16 protein-coding genes are annotated in these 18,672 nt (G+C 70.6%); 11 read left to right on the top strand and 5 right to left on the bottom strand.

What is annotated here, in order from left to right; all coding sequences use genetic code 11:
* Nucleotides 1-167: 167 nt before the first annotated feature.
* The 3 genes from ACFVSL_RS03305 (at nucleotide 168) to ACFVSL_RS03295 (ending at nucleotide 4,495) form a co-directional block, all read left to right on the top strand.
* The gene (locus ACFVSL_RS03305; RefSeq protein WP_386938468.1) at nucleotides 168-914 is read left to right on the top strand and encodes a response regulator transcription factor; all 747 of its coding nucleotides are present in this window, start codon (nucleotides 168-170) and stop codon (nucleotides 912-914) included.
* Nucleotides 911-2,512, top strand: coding sequence for a sensor histidine kinase (locus tag ACFVSL_RS03300; RefSeq protein WP_386938466.1), 1,602 nt, complete (start codon nucleotides 911-913; stop codon nucleotides 2,510-2,512). Before ACFVSL_RS03305 ends, ACFVSL_RS03300 begins: the two co-directional genes overlap by 4 nt.
* Before the next feature lie 135 nt (nucleotides 2,513-2,647).
* Nucleotides 2,648-4,495: a Xaa-Pro dipeptidyl-peptidase gene (locus ACFVSL_RS03295; RefSeq protein WP_386938464.1), complete on the top strand. Its 1,848-nt coding sequence runs from the start codon at nucleotides 2,648-2,650 to the stop codon at nucleotides 4,493-4,495.
* An 87-nt stretch (nucleotides 4,496-4,582) separates the two neighbouring features.
* Here ACFVSL_RS03295 and ACFVSL_RS03290 read toward each other — a convergent pair whose 3' ends face one another.
* Nucleotides 4,583-5,044 carry a MarR family winged helix-turn-helix transcriptional regulator gene (locus ACFVSL_RS03290; protein WP_386938462.1) on the bottom strand — a complete coding sequence of 154 codons (462 nt, stop codon included), beginning with the start codon at nucleotides 5,042-5,044 and terminating at the stop codon, nucleotides 4,583-4,585.
* Nucleotides 5,045-5,054: 10 nt separating this feature from the next.
* Entirely contained in the window at nucleotides 5,055-6,791 is a 1,737-nt protein-coding gene (locus ACFVSL_RS03285; protein WP_386938460.1) for an MDR family MFS transporter, read from the bottom strand.
* 373 nt (nucleotides 6,792-7,164) lie between these two features.
* Here ACFVSL_RS03285 and rplJ point away from each other — a divergent pair, with 373 nt between their 5' ends.
* The 4 genes from rplJ to ACFVSL_RS03265 all read left to right on the top strand — a co-directional run bounded on the left by rplJ (nucleotide 7,165) and on the right by ACFVSL_RS03265 (nucleotide 9,993).
* A complete protein-coding gene (gene rplJ, locus ACFVSL_RS03280; protein ID WP_386938458.1) occupies nucleotides 7,165-7,653 on the top strand; it encodes a 50S ribosomal protein L10 in 489 nt (162 codons plus the stop codon).
* A 45-nt stretch (nucleotides 7,654-7,698) separates the two neighbouring features.
* Nucleotides 7,699-8,082, top strand: a complete 384-nt coding sequence (gene rplL, locus ACFVSL_RS03275; protein WP_022890492.1) for a 50S ribosomal protein L7/L12 — start codon at nucleotides 7,699-7,701, stop codon at nucleotides 8,080-8,082.
* 181 nt (nucleotides 8,083-8,263) lie between these two features.
* Nucleotides 8,264-8,731, top strand: a complete 468-nt coding sequence (locus tag ACFVSL_RS03270) for a MarR family winged helix-turn-helix transcriptional regulator (protein ID WP_386938455.1) — start codon at nucleotides 8,264-8,266, stop codon at nucleotides 8,729-8,731.
* Nucleotides 8,728-9,993: an MFS transporter gene (locus tag ACFVSL_RS03265; RefSeq protein WP_386938453.1), complete on the top strand. Its 1,266-nt coding sequence runs from the start codon at nucleotides 8,728-8,730 to the stop codon at nucleotides 9,991-9,993. Before ACFVSL_RS03270 ends, ACFVSL_RS03265 begins: the two co-directional genes overlap by 4 nt.
* Nucleotides 9,994-10,038: 45 nt before the next feature.
* On the opposite strand, the gene ACFVSL_RS03260 is transcribed toward ACFVSL_RS03265, so the two are convergent.
* Nucleotides 10,039-11,064 (bottom strand): LacI family DNA-binding transcriptional regulator, encoded by a 1,026-nt coding sequence (locus ACFVSL_RS03260; protein WP_386938451.1) that lies wholly within the window; start codon nucleotides 11,062-11,064, stop codon nucleotides 10,039-10,041.
* A gap of 246 nt (nucleotides 11,065-11,310) precedes the next feature.
* Here ACFVSL_RS03260 and ACFVSL_RS03255 point away from each other — a divergent pair, with 246 nt between their 5' ends.
* The 4 genes from ACFVSL_RS03255 (at nucleotide 11,311) to ACFVSL_RS03240 (ending at nucleotide 16,846) form a co-directional block, all read left to right on the top strand.
* Nucleotides 11,311-12,660, top strand: a complete 1,350-nt coding sequence (locus tag ACFVSL_RS03255; protein WP_386938449.1) for an ABC transporter substrate-binding protein — start codon at nucleotides 11,311-11,313, stop codon at nucleotides 12,658-12,660.
* Between the two features lie 106 nt (nucleotides 12,661-12,766).
* Complete coding sequence (locus ACFVSL_RS03250; RefSeq protein WP_386938447.1) at nucleotides 12,767-13,738, top strand: carbohydrate ABC transporter permease; 972 nt, start codon at nucleotides 12,767-12,769, stop codon at nucleotides 13,736-13,738.
* A complete protein-coding gene (locus ACFVSL_RS03245) occupies nucleotides 13,735-14,727 on the top strand; it encodes a carbohydrate ABC transporter permease (protein WP_386938445.1) in 993 nt (330 codons plus the stop codon). The genes ACFVSL_RS03250 and ACFVSL_RS03245 overlap by 4 nt, the downstream gene beginning before the upstream one ends.
* Before the next feature lie 139 nt (nucleotides 14,728-14,866).
* Nucleotides 14,867-16,846: an ABC transporter ATP-binding protein gene (locus ACFVSL_RS03240; RefSeq protein ID WP_386938443.1), complete on the top strand. Its 1,980-nt coding sequence runs from the start codon at nucleotides 14,867-14,869 to the stop codon at nucleotides 16,844-16,846.
* Nucleotides 16,847-16,958: 112 nt separating this feature from the next.
* Here ACFVSL_RS03240 and ACFVSL_RS03235 read toward each other — a convergent pair whose 3' ends face one another.
* Together ACFVSL_RS03235 and ACFVSL_RS03230 are read right to left on the bottom strand one after the other, a co-directional pair.
* Complete coding sequence (locus tag ACFVSL_RS03235) at nucleotides 16,959-17,705, bottom strand: DUF305 domain-containing protein (RefSeq protein ID WP_386938441.1); 747 nt, start codon at nucleotides 17,703-17,705, stop codon at nucleotides 16,959-16,961.
* Nucleotides 17,702-18,397 (bottom strand): DUF3105 domain-containing protein, encoded by a 696-nt coding sequence (locus ACFVSL_RS03230; protein WP_386938439.1) that lies wholly within the window; start codon nucleotides 18,395-18,397, stop codon nucleotides 17,702-17,704. The genes ACFVSL_RS03235 and ACFVSL_RS03230 overlap by 4 nt, the downstream gene beginning before the upstream one ends.
* Between the last annotated feature and the right edge of the window lie 275 nt (nucleotides 18,398-18,672).

Raw genomic sequence — 18,672 nt, 5'->3', positions numbered from 1 at the left:
GGTGAGGGCGCCCCGGCCGGGGCGCCGATCGAGACCCTAGGCACGGGCGCTGTGCCCGCCCGATGGCGTGACTATGACCCGGCTATGTCCGCCCGTGCTCCGTCGGCACGAGGCATCCGCCCATCGGAGTCATAGGAAACGCATAGCCGGCTGCGGATACTGGAATCATGACCACGACTCCCGCAGCCCCCCACCGCGCCCCCGCCATCGCCAAGGGCGACGGGTCGATGGTGCGCGTGCTCGTGGTCGACGACGAGCACTCGCTCACCGAGCTGCTCAAGATGGCGCTGAAGTACGAGGGCTGGGACGTGCGCACCGCCGCCGACGGCCACAGCGCGGTGCGCATCGCCCGCGAGTTCCGGCCCGACGCGATCGTGCTCGACATCATGCTCCCCGACTTCGACGGGCTCGAGGTGCTGCAGCGGGTGCGCGCCGACGGCACCGAGACCCCCGTGCTGTTCCTCACCGCGAAGGACTCGCTCGACGACCGCATCGCCGGCCTCACCGCGGGCGGCGACGACTACGTCACGAAGCCGTTCAGCCTCGAGGAGGTCGTGGCGCGCCTGCGCGGACTCATCCGCCGTTCGACGCTCACCCTCGCCCAGGCGAAGGACCCGGTGCTCGCCGTCGGCGACCTCACCCTCGACGAGGACTCGTACGAGGTCGCGCGTGCGGGCGAGCCCATCGAGCTCACCGCGACCGAGTTCGAGCTGCTCCGCTACCTCATGCGCAACCCCCGCCGGGTGCTCTCGAAGGCGCAGATCCTCGATCGCGTCTGGTCGTACGACTTCGGCGGCAAGGAGTCGGTCGTCGAGCTCTACATCTCGTACCTGCGCAAGAAGGTCGACGCCGGCCGCGAGCCGATGATCCACACGGTCCGCGGTGCCGGGTACATGCTGAAGGCCGCCGGATGACCCGGCCCGGCGACCCGGGGCACGCCGCCGCCTCGCGCGAGGCGAGCGCGGCGGTCGCGACCGGTTCGACGGGTGCGGTCGACGCGCTCGGCGCCCCCGACGACGAGGACGCCCCGCACCGCCACCCGTGGACCCTGCGTCGCCGGCTCCTCCTCATCGTCGCCGCGCTGCTCGTCGCCGTGAGCGCGGTCGTCGGCCTCGTGAGCGTCGCCGTGTTCCACAGCTCCTCGGTCGCCCGGCTCGACGCGAACCTCGACTCGACGATCTCCCGCGCGAACCTCGCGATCTCGGGCCAGCCGCCCGGCTTCCCCGGCGACCCCTCCGCGGCGCCGTCGCTCGTGCTCAACATCCCCGGCCAGGAGGCCGGCACCCTCGCCGCGCTCGTGCCCGCCGACGGCGAGACGAGGGCCGGGTACATCACCGAGAGCGGCCGGGTGCTCGACCTCCCCGCCGACCTCGCCGAGGTGCTCGCGGCCGTGCCGACCGACGGCGAACCGCACTCGATCCGGGTGGGCGAGCTCGGCGACTACCGCGCGCTCGCACTCGAGCAGACCGACTGGGAGGGCGTGCGGATCGTGCTCGCACTGCCGCTCGCCGAGGTGAACGCCGACAGCTCGCAGCTCGCCCTGACCATCACGATCGTCGCGCTCGCGGGGCTCGTCGTCGCGCTCGGGCTCGGCTCGGTCATCGTCGCGAGGGCGCTCAGCCCGCTCGAGCGCGTCACCGCGACCGCGCAGCGCGTCTCCGAGCTGCCGCTCGACCGCGGCGACGTCGCGCTCGCCGAGCGGGTCGACGTCGACGACGACGGCACCGAGGTCGGCCGGCTCGGCTCCGCGTTCAACCGGATGCTCGGCCACGTGGCCTCCGCCCTCACCGCCCGCGAGCAGAGCGAGCAGAAGGTGCGCCGCTTCGTCGCCGACGCCTCGCACGAGCTGCGCACCCCGCTCGCGTCGATCCGCGGCTACGCCGAGCTCACGCGCCTGCACGGCGGCGAGCTGCCCGACGACGTCGTGCACGCGCTGTCGCGGATCGAGTCGGAGTCGCTGCGGATGACCGGGCTCGTCGAGGACCTGCTGCTGCTCGCCCGGCTCGACGAGGGTCGCGAGCTCGTGCACGGCCGGGTCGACCTGCGGGCGATCGTGGTCGACGCGGTCGGCGACGCGCAGGCCGCCGGCCCCGACCACGACTGGTCGGTCGACGCGCCCGACGACGACGTCGAGGTCTCGGGCGACGACGCGCGCCTGCGGCAGGTGCTGGCCAACCTCCTCGCGAACGCGCGGGTGCACACGCCCGCAGGCACCGAGGTCGTGGCCCGGCTCCGGGTGATCGGCGACCGCGCCCGGCTCGAGGTGGTCGACGACGGCCCCGGCATCGACGAGTCGGTGCGCGCCACGCTCTTCGAGCGGTTCGCACGCGGGGATGCCTCGCGCTCGCGCCGCGCGGGATCGACGGGCCTCGGCCTCGCCATCGTGCGGGCCGTGGTCGAGGCGCAGCACGGCACGGTCGAGGTCGCGAGCGAACCCGGGCGCACCGTGTTCACGGTGGAGCTGCCGCTCGCCCCCGCGCCGAGCGGCCGGCCCGTCGCGGTCGCCGAGTAGGGGAGGCACGGGCGCGCCCGCGCTCTGGCGTGTCGCGCTCGCGCGCCCGTAGCGTGTGGAGCAGCCACGGGGCGGTGGCACCGCGCCGGGCGCGGGGGGAGGCCTGCGCCCCGGCACGACCGAAGGAGCATCCGCATGATCCGAGCGGTACCTACCACCGCAGGGCGGCGACGCGGTCATCGCGTCGCCGTCGCCATGACGGCCGCGCTCGCCTGCGCGGGCGTCGCGATCGCGTCGCCGGCCTACGCCAGCCCCGAGCCGGCCGAGCCGACCTTCGTCGACGGCCTCTCGCAGGCCGTCTTCACCAAGAACTCGGCCGAGTGGGTGAACGAGGAGGCGTGGGTCGAGAGCGAGGTCGACTCCGACCGCGACGGCCTGCCCGACCTCGTGCACATCGACGTGAGCCGGGTCCCCGAGACCGAGAGCGCCGACCTCAAGGTCCCGGTGCTGATGGAGCTCAGCCCCTACTACGCCGGCGGTTCGCAGGTCACGAACTGGTCGGTCGACCACGAGATCGGCGAGCCGCCGAGCGAGAAGGAGCCGTGGCCCGCCTACGTGCCGCGCAACCGCACGAGCCCGACCATCTCGCGCTCGCTCGAGAACACCTGGGTGCCGCGCGGCTTCGCCGTCGTGCACGCCGAGGGCTTCGGCAGCGGCTGGTCCGAGGGCTGCCCGACCTCGGGCGGCACCAACGAGTCGCTCGCGGGCAAGGCCGTCGTCGACTGGCTGAACGGCCGTGCGACGGCCTACACGAGCCCCGAACGCACGACCGAGGTCGCCGCCGACTGGACGACGGGCAGCGTCGGCATGATCGGCACCTCGTACAACGGCACGCTGCCGATCGGCGTCGCCTCGACCGGCGTCGAGGGGCTCGACGCGATCGTGCCGGTCTCGGCGATCTCGAACTGGTACGACTACTACCGCGCGAACGGCGCGGTGCGAGCGCCCGGCGGCTACCAGGGCGAAGACCTCGACGTGCTCGCCGACTACGTCTACACCCGCTTCGACCAGGAGATCTGCCAGCCGGTCATCGACGAGCTGCGGGCGAACCAGGATCGCGTCACCGGTGACGAGAGCGCCTTCTGGGCCGAGCGCGACTACCTCGCGAACGCCGATCGGATCTCGGCCGCGACCCTCGTCGCCCACGGGCTCAACGACTGGAACGTCATGACGAAGAACGCCGCCGACCTCTACGAGGAGCTCAAGGCGAACGACGTGCCGCACCAGATCTACCTGCACCAGGGCGGCCACGGCGGCAACCCGAACGACACGCTGCTGAACCGCTGGTTCACCCGGTACCTCTACGACGTCGAGAACGGCGTCGAGGCGCTGCCGAAGGCGTACGTCGTGCGCGAGGACCGCACCCTGACCGAGTACGCCGAGTGGCCCGACCCGGCGACCGAGCAGGTGAAGCTGAAGCTCGGCGGCGCGGCCGAGGCCGACGGGGTCGGCACCATCGCGGTGTCGCGTTCGGGGTCGAAGGCGAGCGAGGACCTCGTGGACGACGCGAGCCTCCTCGCCGCCGACCTCGCGGCGGCGGCGTCCTCGCCGAACCGCCTCGCCTACCGCACCGAGGTGCTGGGCGAGTCGATGCGCCTCTCGGGCACGCCGTCCGTGTCGCTGCGCCTCTCGGTCGACCGGCCGAAGGCGAACCTCACGGCGCTGCTCGTCGAGTACCCGACGACCGGCGCGCCGAAGATCATCACCCGCGGGTGGATGGACGTCGAGAACCGCAACTCGGCCGCGGTGACCGACCCGATCACTCCGGGCCGCGCGTACGACTTCGCGTTCGAGCTCGAGCCGAAGGACTACGTGTTCTCGGCGGGATCGCAGATCGGGCTCGTCGTGCTCTCGAGCGACCACGAGTTCACCGTGCGCCCGGCCCCCGGCACGACGCTCACGGTCGACCCGTCGAAGTCGACGGTGCACCTGCCGCTCGTCGGCGGCATGGGCGCGCTGCAGCAGTCGCTGCACGCCGGCTGAGCCCGGTGGTCGAATAGCGACGACGGAGCGTATCGAGACCTCGCGAGGGGTCTCGATACGCTCCTTCAGGATTCGGGCGGAGGGTGCCTACGCCTCCGCGAGGCCGCCGAGCATCTCGGCGAACAGCTCGAGCTCCTCGACCGAGCGCTCGCGCAGCACGGCGTGCAGGCGCGACTGGTTGCGCGCCCGCACCGCCGTGATGCGCTCGACCGCCTCGGGGGTGGGCGCGATGACGCGCACCCGCCCGTCGCGCTCGTCGGGGCGGCTCGCGACGAGGCCGACCTCCTCGAGCATGCGGATCTGCCGGCTCACGACGCTCTTGTCCATGTCGAAGAGCTCGGTGAGCACGTGCGCGTTCGTCGAACCGAGCCGCACGACCGTCGCCAGCAGCTTGTACCCGGCGGGGTTCAGCTCGGGGTGGATCTGCTGCGCCGCCTCCTTCCACACCGTGCGGGCACGGCCGAAGACGACGGAGAGCTGATCCTCCACGTGGGCGATCGCGTCGTCGACGGTGGGCTCGACGGCGGGGTCGGCGGTGGGCTCGGTCACGACGCTCATGCTACTTGCGGGCGCCCGCAGCCTCGGCCCCGGCATCGCGGGCGGATGCCTCGTCGCGGCGGCCGCCCGTGGCATCCGAACCGTCGACGAGCTGGATCGACGAGGTGACCGGCGCCGCGATCTCGGCCTCGGCGAGGTCGATCGCGACCTGCTCGGCCTCCTCGGCCAGCGTCTGCGCCGCGTTCTTCGTCGACAGGGGCTTGTTCGGCAGGAACGCGATCGCGATGAGGCTGATGACCGCGAGCGGGATCGCGATGATGAACACGTCGGCGATGCCGTGGCCGTACGAGCCCTCGACGATCACGCGGATCGTGTCGGGCAGCTCGGAGACCTTCGGCAGCGAGCCGCTCGCGAGCGACTTCAGCGCGTCGACCTCGTCGGCCGAGGTCGGGGTGAACTTCGAGAGCCCGTCGGTGATGTGCGTCGTCACCTGGGTGGCGAGCACCGAGCCCATGACGGTCACGCCGATCGTGCCCGCGATCGAGCGGAAGAAGTTCACGTTCGAGCTCGCCGCGCCGAGCTGCGAGGCGGGGGTGTCGTTCTGCACGATGAGTGTGAGGTTCTGCATGATCATGCCGAGACCGGCGCCGAGCACGAACATGTAGATCGAGACGAGCGTGAAGTCGGTGTCGTAGCGGAGCGTGGTCATGAGGCTCACGCCGGCGAGGGTCAGCACCGAGCCGAGGAGCATCCAGCCCTTCCACTTGCCGAAGCGGCTGACGAGCGCGCCGATGCCGATGGAGGCGCCCATCTGGCCGACGATCATCGGGATGGTCATGAGGCCCGACTCGGTCGGGGTCGCGCCGCGCGCGAGCTGGAAGTACTGCGCGAGGAAGACGCTCGTCGCGAACATCGCCACGCCGATCGAGATCGACGCGATCACCGACAGGGTGAAGGTGCGGTTCGTGAAGAGGGTCATCGGCACGATCGGCTCCTCGACGAGGAACTCGGTGACGATGAAGCCGATGATCGCCGCGGCGGAGACGCCGATGATGACGAAGCTCTCGATCGAGTTCCACTCGAACTGGTTGCCGCCCATCGACACCCAGATGAGGAGGAGCGAGACGCCGACGGTGAGGAGGATCGCGCCGAGGTAGTCGATCTTCACGCGCTCGCGGTTGGGCTTCGGCAGGTGCAGCGTGCGCTGGATGAGGATGATCGCGGCGATCGCGAAGGGCACGCCGATGAAGAAGTTGGCGCGCCAGCCGAAGGCGTCGGTGATGACGCCGCCGAGCAGCGGGCCGCCGATGGTGGCGAGTGCCATGATGCCGCCGACGACGCCCATGTACTTGCCGCGCTCGCGCGGCGAGATGATGAGGGCGACCGCGATCATGACGAGCGACATGAGGCCGCCCGCGCCGAGGCCCTGCACGACGCGCACGGCGATGAGCATGCCGGTCGACTGCGAGAAGCCGGCGACGACCGTGCCGACGACGAAGAGGCCGAGCGCGATCTGCAGCAGCATCTTGCGGTCGACGAGGTCGGCGAGCTTGCCCCAGATCGGGGTCGACACGGCGGTCGCGAGCAGGCTCGCGGTGATGACCCAGGTGTAGGCCGACTGGTCGCCGCCGAGGTCGGCGATGATGACGGGCATCGAGGTCGAGACGACCGTGCCCGAGAGCACGGCGACGAACATGCCCATGATGAGGCCCGAGAGGGCGGTGAAGACCTGCCGAGGCGTACGAGTCGCCGTCTCGAGGTCGTTCGGAAGCGTGGAGGTCACAGAAGTTCCTTGCATAAGTAGTTGATCGAAATCAACTATAGAGAAAGTCGTTGCATTCGTCAACTGTCGACATCGGTCAACTATTCCCACCGCGATCGCCGGGCCGGCCGTGCGGCGCGGTCCGGCGTCGATTTGGCGGAGCCCGGGGCATCCGCTACTCTTGACGGAGCCGAAGACCGCTGGTTGTCGTGCGCGCTCGTGAAAACGAGCGAATGCGACCGAAGTCTTGCGAAAGCAAGGGCCCGCGCAGGTGTGACGAAGACTTTCCGAGAGATCGGGCCGAGCTCCGCGCAACTGCGCCGGAGCTTTTTTCTTTCTCCCCATTGCTTCCAGCGCTCCAGGCCGTGCATCGCCTCCGCGATGCGCGTTGAGTACACAAGGAGTGGCCATGGCGAACAAGGAAGCCTCGGTTGCCGAACTCACGAACCTGTTCGAGAGCTCGGCCGCCGTTCTGCTGACCGAATACCGCGGCCTGACGGTTGCACAGCTCAAGCAGCTGCGCAACACCATCCGTCAGGACGCGAACTACGCCGTGGTGAAGAACACGCTGACCAAGATCGCCGCCAACAAGGCCGGCATCTCGACGCTGGACGAAAGCCTCACCGGCCCGTCCGCCGTCGCCTTCGTGCACGGTGACTTCGTCGCCACTGCCAAGGCCGTGCGTGACTTCGCCAAGGCGAACCCGAACCTTGTGATCAAGGGCGGCGTTTTCGAGGGCAAGACCCTCGACGCCGACGAGGTCAACAAGTACGCCTCGCTCGAGAGCCGCGAGGTTCTGCTTGCGAAGGCTGCGGGCATGATGAAGGCGACGATGGGCAAGGCTGCCGCCACCATCGACGCGCTTCGCGAAAAGCTGGAGACCGCCGAGGCCGCGTAAGCGCCCGACGGACTCGTTACAACCCCATCTATTAGGAGATACATCATGGCGAAGCTCACCACCGAAGAGCTGCTCGAGCAGTTCGCAGGTCTCACGCTTGTCGAGCTCAGCGAGTTCGTGAAGGCGTTCGAGGAGAAGTTCGAGGTCACCGCGGCCGCTCCCGTCGCCGTTGCCGGCGCTGCCGGTGGCGCGGGCGCTGCTGAAGAGGCTGAGGAGAAGGACTCCTTCGACGTCATCCTCGAGGCTGCCGGCGACAAGAAGATCCAGGTCATCAAGACCGTCCGCGAGCTCACCTCGCTCGGCCTCGGCGAGGCCAAGGCCGTCGTCGACGGTGCTCCCAAGGCCGTGCTCGAGGGCGCGAACAAGGAGACCGCCGAGAAGGCGAAGGCCGCCCTCGAGGAGGCCGGCGCGACCGTCACCCTCAAGTAATTCGCGCCCGCGCGAGCGGGTTCGAAGCTTGAGGTGACCTGCGTCACCTGAACGACACGGATGCCCCGTGGCCCACGGCCACGGGGCATCCGTCGTTCTCGGGGCGCCGCGCCGCGCCGCGCACCATTTCCTGAAACGGTGCCGGGTCGCAAATTGGATAGCTCAGCTATATAGTTGAGCTATGCAATCTTCCGGCCACGCCGACCTCACCGACCTCATCGGGGGCCTGGTCTCGGTGAACCACCGACTCACCCGCCTCGCCGCCGCCTCGACCTCGTCGACCGAGTCGCCCGCCGTCTGGCGCACCCTCGCGGTGCTGCGCGACCTCGGCCCCATGCGCCTCGGCGAGCTCGCCCGCGTCAGCCGGGTCAGCCAGCCCACCATGACGAAGCTCGTGCACGCGCTCGACGACCGCGGCTGGGTCCGCCGCATCGCCGATGCCGGCGACGCACGCGCCTGGCTCATCTCGGCCGACCCGCGCGGCCTCGCGGCGCTCGACGCGTGGCGCGACGAGCTCGTCGGGGCCATGGCGCCCTACTTCGACGACCTCTCGCACGACGAGCGCGAGACGCTCGCGAGCGCCGTCGCCCTCATCCGCACACGCATCGAGCGGGCCGACGACGCCGCGCGCACCGGGGCGATCGCGTGACCGCGCACGCCCACGAGACCTCCGCGTCGATCCTGAAGCAGCCGAAGGCCGTCTGGGCGGTCGCCTTCTCGTGCGTGATCGCGTTCATGGGCATCGGCCTCGTCGACCCGATCCTCCCCGCGATCGCCGAGAGCCTCGAGGCGACGCCGACCGAGACCGAGATGCTCTTCACGAGCTACCTGCTCGTCACGGGACTCGCGATGCTCGGCACCAGCTGGATCTCGAGCCGCATCGGCGCGAAGAAGACGCTGCTCATCGGCCTCGGCATCATCGTGGTGTTCGCGGCGGCCGCCGGACTCTCGCAGAACGTCGAGTCGATCATCGGCTTCCGCGCCGGCTGGGGCCTCGGCAACGCCCTGTTCATCTCGACCGCGCTCGCGACGATCGTCGGCGCCGCGGCGGGCGGCTCGGGTTCGGCGATCATCCTCTACGAGGCCGCGCTCGGTCTCGGCATCGCCGTCGGGCCGCTGCTCGGCGGCCTCCTCGGCCACCTCAGCTGGCGCGGTCCGTTCTTCGGCACTGCGGCGCTCATGGCGATCGGCGTGATCGCGATCCTCGTGTTCCTGAAGGACGATGCGGATGCCCCGGGCACGCGACCCGAACCGACCCGGCTGTCGGCGCCGCTGCGCGCGCTGCGCCAGCCGGCGCTCGCCGTGCTCGCCGCCGCGGCGCTGTTCTACAACATCGGCTTCTTCGTGCTGCTGGCGTACTCGCCGTTCCCGCTCGGCTTCGATGCGCTCGGGCTCGGCTTCACCTTCTTCGGCTGGGGCGTCGCGCTCGCGATCACCTCGGTGTTCGTCGCGCCGCTGCTCACGGCGAGGATGCCGCGCACCCGCGTGCTGTGGATCGCGCTGCCGCTGCTCTCGCTCGACCTCGTCGCCGCAGGCCTCCTCATCGAGGACTCGACCGCGCTCGTCGTCTGCATCGTCGTCGGCGGGCTCGTGCTGGGCGTGCTCAACACGGTGCTCACCGAGTGCGTGATGGAGGCGACCGACCTCCAGCGCTCCGTGGCGTCGAGCGCGTACTCTGCGGTGCGGTTCCTGGGCGGCGCCCTCGCCCCGCCTGCCGCGGCCGAGCTCGCGCACCTCATCTCGCCGTCGGCGCCGTACTACGCGGCCGCGGGCTCGGTGCTCGTCGCGGCGCTCATCGTGGTGCTCGGGCACCGCGCGCTTCGCCGGGTCGACCGGGTGGAGGGCGACGCCGGGGCCTCCGAGGCGTCCGAGCGCGAGGCCGAGGCGATCACGGTGGGCGACGCCGCCTGAGACCACTCGCGAGCGCTCCTGCCGGGCGATGCCCGGCGGGGCGGCTCAGCCGCGCGGCGGTGCGGTCGTGCTCGAACGCACCACGAGCCGGGTCGGCAGCGGCGCGCCCGAGTCGGGCAGGGGGTCGGCGACCTCGCCGTCGCCGAGCAGGCGCAGCACCGCGTCGACCGCGAGGCGCCCCTGCTCGCCCGGCGCCTGCTCGATCGTGGTGAGGCCGAACATCTCGGCGTACTCGTGCCCGTCGACCCCGATCACCGAGAGCTCGCCTGGCACCGCGATGCCGAGTCGCTCGGCGGCGATCATCGCACCGAACGCCATCTCGTCGGAGGCGGCGAACAGGGCGGTCGGGCGGGGCCCGGGCTGGCCGAGCAGCTGCAGCGCCCCGGTGCATCCGGCCGGCATCGTCGTGTCGGCCTCGACGACGTGGCCCTCGCCGGGGACGAGCCCTGCGGCGGCGAGCGCGTCGAGGTAGCCACGCAGCCGCTCGCCCTGCACACTGCCCGGCTCGGCGGCCGCGTCGGGCCCCGCGAGGTGCGCGATGCGGGTGTGGCCGAGGCGCAGCAGGTGCTCGGTCGCGAGCGTACCCACGGCGCGGTCGTCGATCGCGAGCCGGGCGTCGACGGCGCCTCGCCCGCCGAGGCACACCAGGGGCTTCTCGCTGCGTGCGAGCCCGGCGGCCTCGTGCTCGGCGAGGTCGACCCCGACCGCGATGACCGCGTCGACGCGCTTGCGCGCGAGGAAGAACTCGAACACCCGGTCGCGCTCGGGGCCGTCGTCGCCCACGTTGTAGAGGGTGAGGTCGTAGCCGGCCGAGAGCAGCGCGCGCTCGATGCCCTCGAGCACCTCGCCGAAGAACCAGCGGTTGACGATCGGGATCACCACGCCGACGTTCATCGTGCGGCCGGTGACGAGGCTCGCGGCCGCGGGCGAGGCGATGTAGCCGATCTCGGATGCCGCAGCCTCGACCCTGCGACGGGTCTCGTCGGCGACGTGGCCGCCCCCGGAGAGCGCTCGGGAGGCGGTGGCCTTCGAGACCCCCGCCAGGCGCGCGACATCGCCGATGGCCGCCATGCGCAACCCCCTCCGTCGGGCAGTTCCGGAGCCGAGCCTAGCGGCAGACCGACCGAGGATGGAACCGGTTCCGGCGGATTCGCGGCGCGAATCGTGGGAGCGCTCTCCGACCGCGAACCCGGCTGCCCGCTTCGGTGACTGATTCGTGACCCGGGCTCCCTTGTGGTCGCCCGCACCGCTGGCCTACCGTGGGGTCTGGAACCGGTTCCCGGCTCCGCCCTGCACCACACTCAACGAGGAGATGACATGAGATTCACACGGCATCGCCGTCTGATGGCCCCCGTCGTGGTGGCCGCAGCGGTCGGTCTCACACTCACGGCCTGCACGGGCGACATCGCGAACGAGGAGTCCGCCACCGGCGACTGCGGGCCCTACGAGAGCTACGGCAGCTTCGAAGACGGCACCGAGGTCGATGTCTACGGCACCATCCTCGACCCCGAGGCCGAACTGCTGAACCAGTCCTGGGCCGACTTCGAGAACTGCACGGGCATCGACATCGTGTACGAGGGCTCCGACCAGTACGAAGAGCAGCTGAACGTGCGCATCGAGGGCGGCAACCCGCCCGACCTCGGCATCACCCCGCAGCCGGGCCTCATCGCCCGCCTCGCCCAGCAGGGCGACCTCCTCGAGGCGCCGCAGGCGGTCGCCGACAACGTGGCCGAGTACTGGTCGGAGGACTGGGCGGCCTACGGCACCGTCGACGGCACCCTGTACGGCGCCCCGCTGATGGCGAACATCAAGGGGTGGATCTGGTACTCGCCCGCGATGTTCGAGGAGAACGGCTGGGAGGTCCCCGAGACGCTCGACGACCTCGCGACGCTCACCACCGAGGTGCGCGAGTCGGGTGCGGTCGACAAGCCCTGGTGCGTCGGCTTCGCCTCGGGCGCGGCCACCGGCTGGCCCGGCACCGACTGGGTGGAGGACATGGTGCTCCGCCAGTCGGGCGCTGACGTCTACGACCAGTGGACGACGCACGAGATCCCGTTCAACGACCCGGCGATCGCCGAGGCGTTCGACGCGGTCGACGGCTTCATCCGCGACGACGCCAACGTGAACGGCGGGCTGGGCGACGTTCGCTCGATCGCCACGACCGACTTCGGCGACGCCGGACTGCCGATCATGGACGGCGCGTGCGCGATGCACCACCAGGCCTCGTTCTACGAGGGCTTCTGGCCCGAGGGCACGACGGTCGCCGAGGACGGCGACGTGTGGGCGTTCATGATGCCCGGCACCGAGGCCGGCGCCAACGCGGTCACGGGCGGCGGTGAGATCGTCGCGGCGTTCTCCGACGCCGACGAGGTCGTCGCGGTGCAGACCTACCTGTCGAGCCCCGAATGGGCCAACTCGCGGGTGAGCCTCGGCGGCGTGATCAGCGCGAACACCGGACTCGACCCCGAGAACGCCGGCAGCGAGCTGCTGAAGGCGTCGGTGGAGCTCCTCCAGGACCCGAACACGACCTTCCGCTTCGACGGCTCCGACGTGATGCCGGCCGCGGTGGGCTCGGGCACGTTCTGGACGGGCATGGTCGACTGGATCGGCGGCAAGAGCACCGCCGACACGCTCGACTTCATCGAGGCGAGCTGGCCTCAGGAGTGACGGATGCCCCGGGGCCGCGCCGCGCGCGGCCCCGGGGTCTCCCATCCCACCTCGCCGCGCGGTGTGCCGGCTCATCTGATTCCGCCTGCGATCGGAGGCCCTCGACGTGACCACAGCCGACCTGATCGGCAAGATCTTCCAGATCCTGCTCGGGCTCGCGGTCTTCGCGGCCGTCATCGGGCTGATCCTGTTCCTCATCGATCGCGCCCCCAAGCGCGGTCGCGACTGGTATCAGCTCGTGCTCTTCCTCGCCCCCGCGTGCCTCCTGCTCGCGGTGGGCCTGCTGTATCCCGCGGTGCGCACCGCGTTCACCTCGTTCACCAACCGCGCCGGCGACTTCGTCGGCGTCGACAACTACGTCTGGATGTTCACGCAGCCCGAGGCGCTGCTGACCCTCGGCAACACGATCCTCTGGGTCGTGCTCGTGCCGACGGTGTCGACGGGCATCGGCCTCGCCTACGCCGTGTTCATCGACCGCTCCCGCGGTGAGCGCATCTACAAGTCGCTCGTGTTCATGCCCGTCGCGATCTCGTTCGTGGGCGCCGGCATCATCTGGAAGTTCATCTACGAGTACCGCCCGTCGAGTCGCCCGCAGATCGGCCTGCTGAACCAGGTCGTGATCTGGTTCGGCGGCGAGCCGGTGCTGTGGCTCCAGGAGCCGTTCGTCAACACGCTCCTGCTCATCATCGTGATGATCTGGGTGCAGACCGGCTTCGCGGTCGTGGTGCTGTCGGCCTCGATCAAGGGCATCCCGGCCGAGCAGCTCGAGGCGGCCGAGCTCGACGGGGCGACGAACTGGCAGCGGTTCAGGAACGTGACGCTGCCGGGCATCCGAGGCGGGCTCGTGGTGGTCGTCACGACCATCACGATCGCGACGCTCAAGGTCTTCGACATCGTGCGCGTCATGACGGGCGGCAACTTCAACACGAGCGTCATCGCGAACGAGATGTACACCCAGGCGTTCCGCGCGGCGGAGCCGGGTCGTGGCGCGGCACTCGCGCTCGTGCTGTTCCTGCTCGTCGTGCCGGTCGTCGTCTACAACATCCGAGTGCTTCGAAAGCAGAAGGAGATTCGATGAGTCAGACCACCGGATCGACCGACAAGGCGATCGTGAAGGAGCTCGACTCCGCCGCCCGCCGTGGCTACAACCTCGACGGCACGAAGGCGCAGCGGGTGAAGCGCCGGCTGACCTCGCGCCCGGCGACGGTGTTCGCCATCCTCATCACCGTGCTCTGGACGCTGCCGACCTTCGGCCTGCTGGTCTCGTCGTTCCGCCCGGCCGAGCTCATCAACACCACCGGCTGGTGGACGGCCTTCGAGAACTGGGGCTGGACCCTCGACAACTACAGCGAAGTGCTGCTGTCGGCGTCCTCCTCGGCCCCGCAGCTCGGCTCGTACTTCGTGAACTCGCTCGCGATCACGATCCCGGTCGTCGTCTTCGCGACGGTGCTCGCCGCCATGGCGGCCTACGCGCTCGCCTGGATCAAGTTCCCGTTCGCGGAGTGGGTGTTCATCATCATCTTCGCGCTGCAGATCGTGCCCCTGCAGATGGCGCTCATCCCGCTGCTGCAGATCTTCACCTCGACGTTGAAGCCGGCGCAGGAGTGGCTGCACGACATCATCCCGATCATCCCCGACGAGACCTACGTGCAGGTGTGGATCGCGCACACGATCTTCGGGCTCCCGCTCGCGATCTTCCTGCTGCACAACTTCATCTCCGAGATCCCGCGCGAGTTGATGGAGGCCGCGCGGGTCGACGGGGCGACCCACGGCCAGATCTTCCTCCGCATCGTCGTGCCGCTCTCGGTGCCGATCCTCGCGTCGTTCGCGATCTTCCAGTTCCTCTGGGTGTGGAACGACCTGCTCGTGGCCCTGGTGTTCTCGGGCGGCACCGCCGACGTCGCGCCGCTCACGCAGCGGCTCGCCGAGCTCGCGGGCCAGCGGGGCCAGACCTGGCAGCGCCTCACGGCCGCGGCGTTCATCTCGCTCGTCGTGCCGCTCATCGTGTTCTTCAGCCTGCAGCGCTACTTCGTGCGCGGCCTGCTCGCAGGCTCGACCAAGGGCTGACCCAGGGCGGGCGGGGGAGCCGGATGCCGCGTGGCCGGCCACGCGGCATCCATGCTGCTCGCTCGTGGCGCGCTCGCCCGCGGCTGCGCCGGGGGCGAACGGCGCCGACCGCGGGAGGCGGCGGTCGTAGGGTGAAAACATGAGCATGCACGGCGGGGGTGGCGGAGGAGCGCAGGTCGGCCGGTACGGCAAGGCGCGCACGCGCATCGCCTCGTCCGACGAGTCGGCGCAGCGGGCGGCCAATGCCGAGGCGCCCAAGATCCCGCACCTCCTGCGGCGCATCGCCGAGCTGTTCGCCCCTCACCGGACGGCGCTCATCACGACGGTCGTGCTCGTGCTCGTCGGTGCGGCGCTCAGCGTGATCCCGCCGCTGCTCACCCAGCGCGCCTTCGACGACGGGCTCTTCCCGACCGGCGCGGGCGGCGAGGCATCCCCGCCGAACGTGCCGGTGCTCACGGCGCTCGTGCTCGCGATGATCGCGGTCTTCGTGGTGTCGGCGCTGCTCGGCGTCTGGCAGACGTGGCTCACCGCGACGATCGGCAACAAGGTGATGGGCTCGCTCAGGGTGCGGCTGTTCAGCCACCTGCAGGCGATGGAGCTGAGCTTCTTCACCCGCACGAAGACGGGCGTCATCCAGTCGCGCCTCCAGAACGACGTGGGCGGCGTCGCGGGCGTGCTCACGAACACCGTGTCGAGCGTGCTCGGCAACACGGTCACGGTCATCTCGGCGTTCATCGCCATGCTCCTGCTGAACTGGCAGCTGACCCTCATCGCCCTCGTGCTGATGCCGTTCATGGTGATCGCGCAGCGCAGGGTCGGGCAGGTGCGGGCGCGCATCGCCGGCAAGACGCAGGAGTCGCTGTCGGAGATGACGGCGATCACGCAGGAGACGCTGAGCGTGTCGGGGATCCTGCTGTCGAAGAGCTTCACGCGGCAGCAGAGCGAGATCGAGCGCTACGCCGACGAGAACCGCAACCAGATCCGGCTGCAGGTCAAGCAGCAGATGACCGGGCAGTGGTTCTTCGCGATGGTGAACATCTTCATGTCGTCGATCCCGGCGATCGTGTACCTCGTGGCGGGCTGGCTCATCGCGGGCGGCACCGCGGGGCTCACCGCCGGCACCATCGTCGCGTTCACGACCGTGCAGGCGCGGCTGCTGTTCCCGCTCATGGGGCTCATGCGCGTCGCCCTCGACCTGCAGACCTCGCGCGCGCTGTTCGCCCGCATCTTCGAGTACCTCGACCTGCGCCCGACGATCACGGATGCGCCCGACGCGCGCGAGGTGCCGGTCGAGCTGGGCGACGCGCCCGACGCGGACGGCAGCGTCGAGGTGCCCGCGGGCGGGGCGCTCGGCCGGGTCGAGTTCGACGAGGTGTCGTTCCGCTATCCCGATGCCGACGACGAGTCGCGCCCGACGCTCGACGGGGTCAGCTTCACCATCGAGCCCGGCCGCTTCGCGGCCTTCGTCGGGCCGAGCGGGGCCGGCAAGACGACGGTGTCGTACCTCGTGCCGCGCCTCTACGAGGCGACGAGCGGCACCGTGCGCTTCGCCGGCGTCGACGTGCGCGACCTGAAGCAGGAGTCGCTGATGTCGCACATCGGCATCGTCAGCCAGGAGACCTACCTGTTCCACGCGTCGATCGCCGAGAACCTCCGCTACGCGAAGCCGGGCGCCACCGACGCCGAGCTCGAGGCGGCCGCGCGCGCCGCCAACATCCACGACACGATCGCCTCCTTCCCCGACGGCTACGACACGGTCGTGGGCGAACGCGGCTATCGCCTCTCGGGCGGCGAGAAGCAGCGCATCGCGATCGCCCGGGTCCTCCTGAAGGACCCGGCGGTGCTCGTGCTCGACGAGGCGACGAGCGCGCTCGACACGATCTCCGAGCGGGTGGTGCAGCAGGCCCTCGACGACGCGGCGCGCGGGCGCACCACGATCGCGATCGCGCACCGGCTCTCGACCGTGGTCGCCGCCGACGTCATCTTCGTGGTGGTCGCCGGGCGCATCGTCGAGCGCGGCACGCACGCCGACCTCGTCGACGCGGGCGGCGTGTACGCCTCGCTCTACCGCCAGCAGGAGGAGCGCCCGGTCGAGGGCGCGGGCGTGCTCGAGCCCTGATCCGACTCGAATCGGCGGCGGGCGCCGGCGGTCGAATGACGCCCCCGCCGGTGGTCGGGTCGCGGACGAAGGAGCGTGTCGAGACCTCGTGACGAGGGCTCGATACGCTTCGCTACTCGACCGCGGGAGCGGCGGCGCGTTCCTCGAGCATCGACTCCATGAGCTCGATCTCGCTCGTCTGGCTGTCGACGATCGACTGCGCGAGCGCGACGACCACCTCGGTCGAGGAGCGGTCGAGCACGGCCTCGGCCATGTCGACGGCCCCCTGGTGGTGGGCGATCATGAGCTCGAGGAACCGCACCTCGGCCTCGACTCCGGAGAGCGTACGGAGTTCGGCGACCTGCTCGGGCGTCGCGAGCCCGGGCATGGGTGCGCCGGGCTCATGCGCGGCGGCGCCGTCGGTGCCCCCGTGCGTGCCGTGCGCGTCGTCGCCGGGCGCGGCACGGGTCATCCACGTCATCGACGGTTCGCGGCCCGCCTGCGGAAGCCCCCAGCTCGCGAGCCAGCCGTACATCTGCCCGGCCTGCTGCGCCTGCGTCGTCGCGATGTCGTAGGCCAGCAGTCGCACCTCGTCGTCGGAGGTCGCGTCGCGCACGATCATCGCGAGCTCGACGCCCTGCTGGTGGTGCACCTGCATGTCGCGGGCGAAGCCGGCCTCGGCGCTCGTCGTGGTCGGCGTCGGCTCGGCGAGCGTCGAGAGGCGGCCGATCGAGAAGGCGGCGATCGCCACGACGACGACGCCGAGCACGGCCACGACCGCGACCGCGAGGCGACCGCCGCGGCCGCGCCGGGGCGGTTGCGACGGCGTCGCAGCGGTCGGCGCGGGCGAGGAGCCCGTCGCGGTGTCGAGTGCGGTCACGACACCTTGCCGGGTGCGTCGAACGCGCCGGTGCACAGTGCGCCCGGCTCGGGGACGTTCCGGCTCTGCCAGTACTCCTCGAAGAAGTCGGCGATGCGCGGGTCGTCGGCGTCGTCGAGCTTGAGCTGGGTGTTCCAGCCGCTCAGCACGATGGGGGAGGGCAGCCCCTCGAACGGCGACAGCACGACGTAGCTCGACGGCAGCTTCGACTTCAGCGTCGCGAGCTCGTCGTCCGAGAGCTTCGCGGCGTCGTAGGTGACCCAGATCGCGCCGTGCTCGAGGGAGTGGACGGCGTTCTCGTTCGGCACGGGCTGCTCGTAGACGCCGCAGTTCAGCCACACCTGGTTGTGCTCGCCGCCGGCGGGCGGGGTCTGCGCGTAGTCGACGACGCCCTCGACGTGGCCCGCGCCGTTCTCGAACGTCTCGACGCCCTCGATCGAGGCGCCGTCGCCGCCCGCGCCGTAACTGGCCGGCTGGGGGGTGAGCACGATCGCGGTGACCAGCAGCGCGATCACGGCGACGCCGCCGGTGATGCTCGACCACAGCACGATCTTGCGATTGCGCTTGGCCCGCGCCTCCTTCTTGCGGAACTCCTCGAGCTTGCGCTGGCGCTCGGCGGCGCGCTGCTCCTTGATGCTCTGCTGCTTCGCCTGCTGCTTCGCCTTCGGGGGGATGGGCGGGGTCGCGCTCACGCGGGCCTCTCTCGGTTCGGGACGCCGACGGCGGGGAGAATCGCGTCGACGTCGAGGGGACGTCAGAACCATACGAACGCATGCGGCTGGGAGAACGCCGCATCGCGTGCGGGATGCGGCACGGGGCATCCGGCCCGCGCCATCGTCATCGTGACAGGCCGAGCGCCGCCGGGCTAGAGTTGACCTCGTGATCCTCTCGCTGTGTTGTCGCTGACGCCGACGTCTCCCGACCCCACGCACGCACCCTCGCCCAGATCTCTCGCCGCCCACTCCGC

The sequence above is a fragment of the Agromyces sp. NPDC058064 genome (genome assembly GCF_042885275.1).
Taxonomy (GTDB): domain Bacteria; phylum Actinomycetota; class Actinomycetes; order Actinomycetales; family Microbacteriaceae; genus Agromyces.
This window is presented reverse-complemented; position numbering and strand designations above follow the sequence as displayed.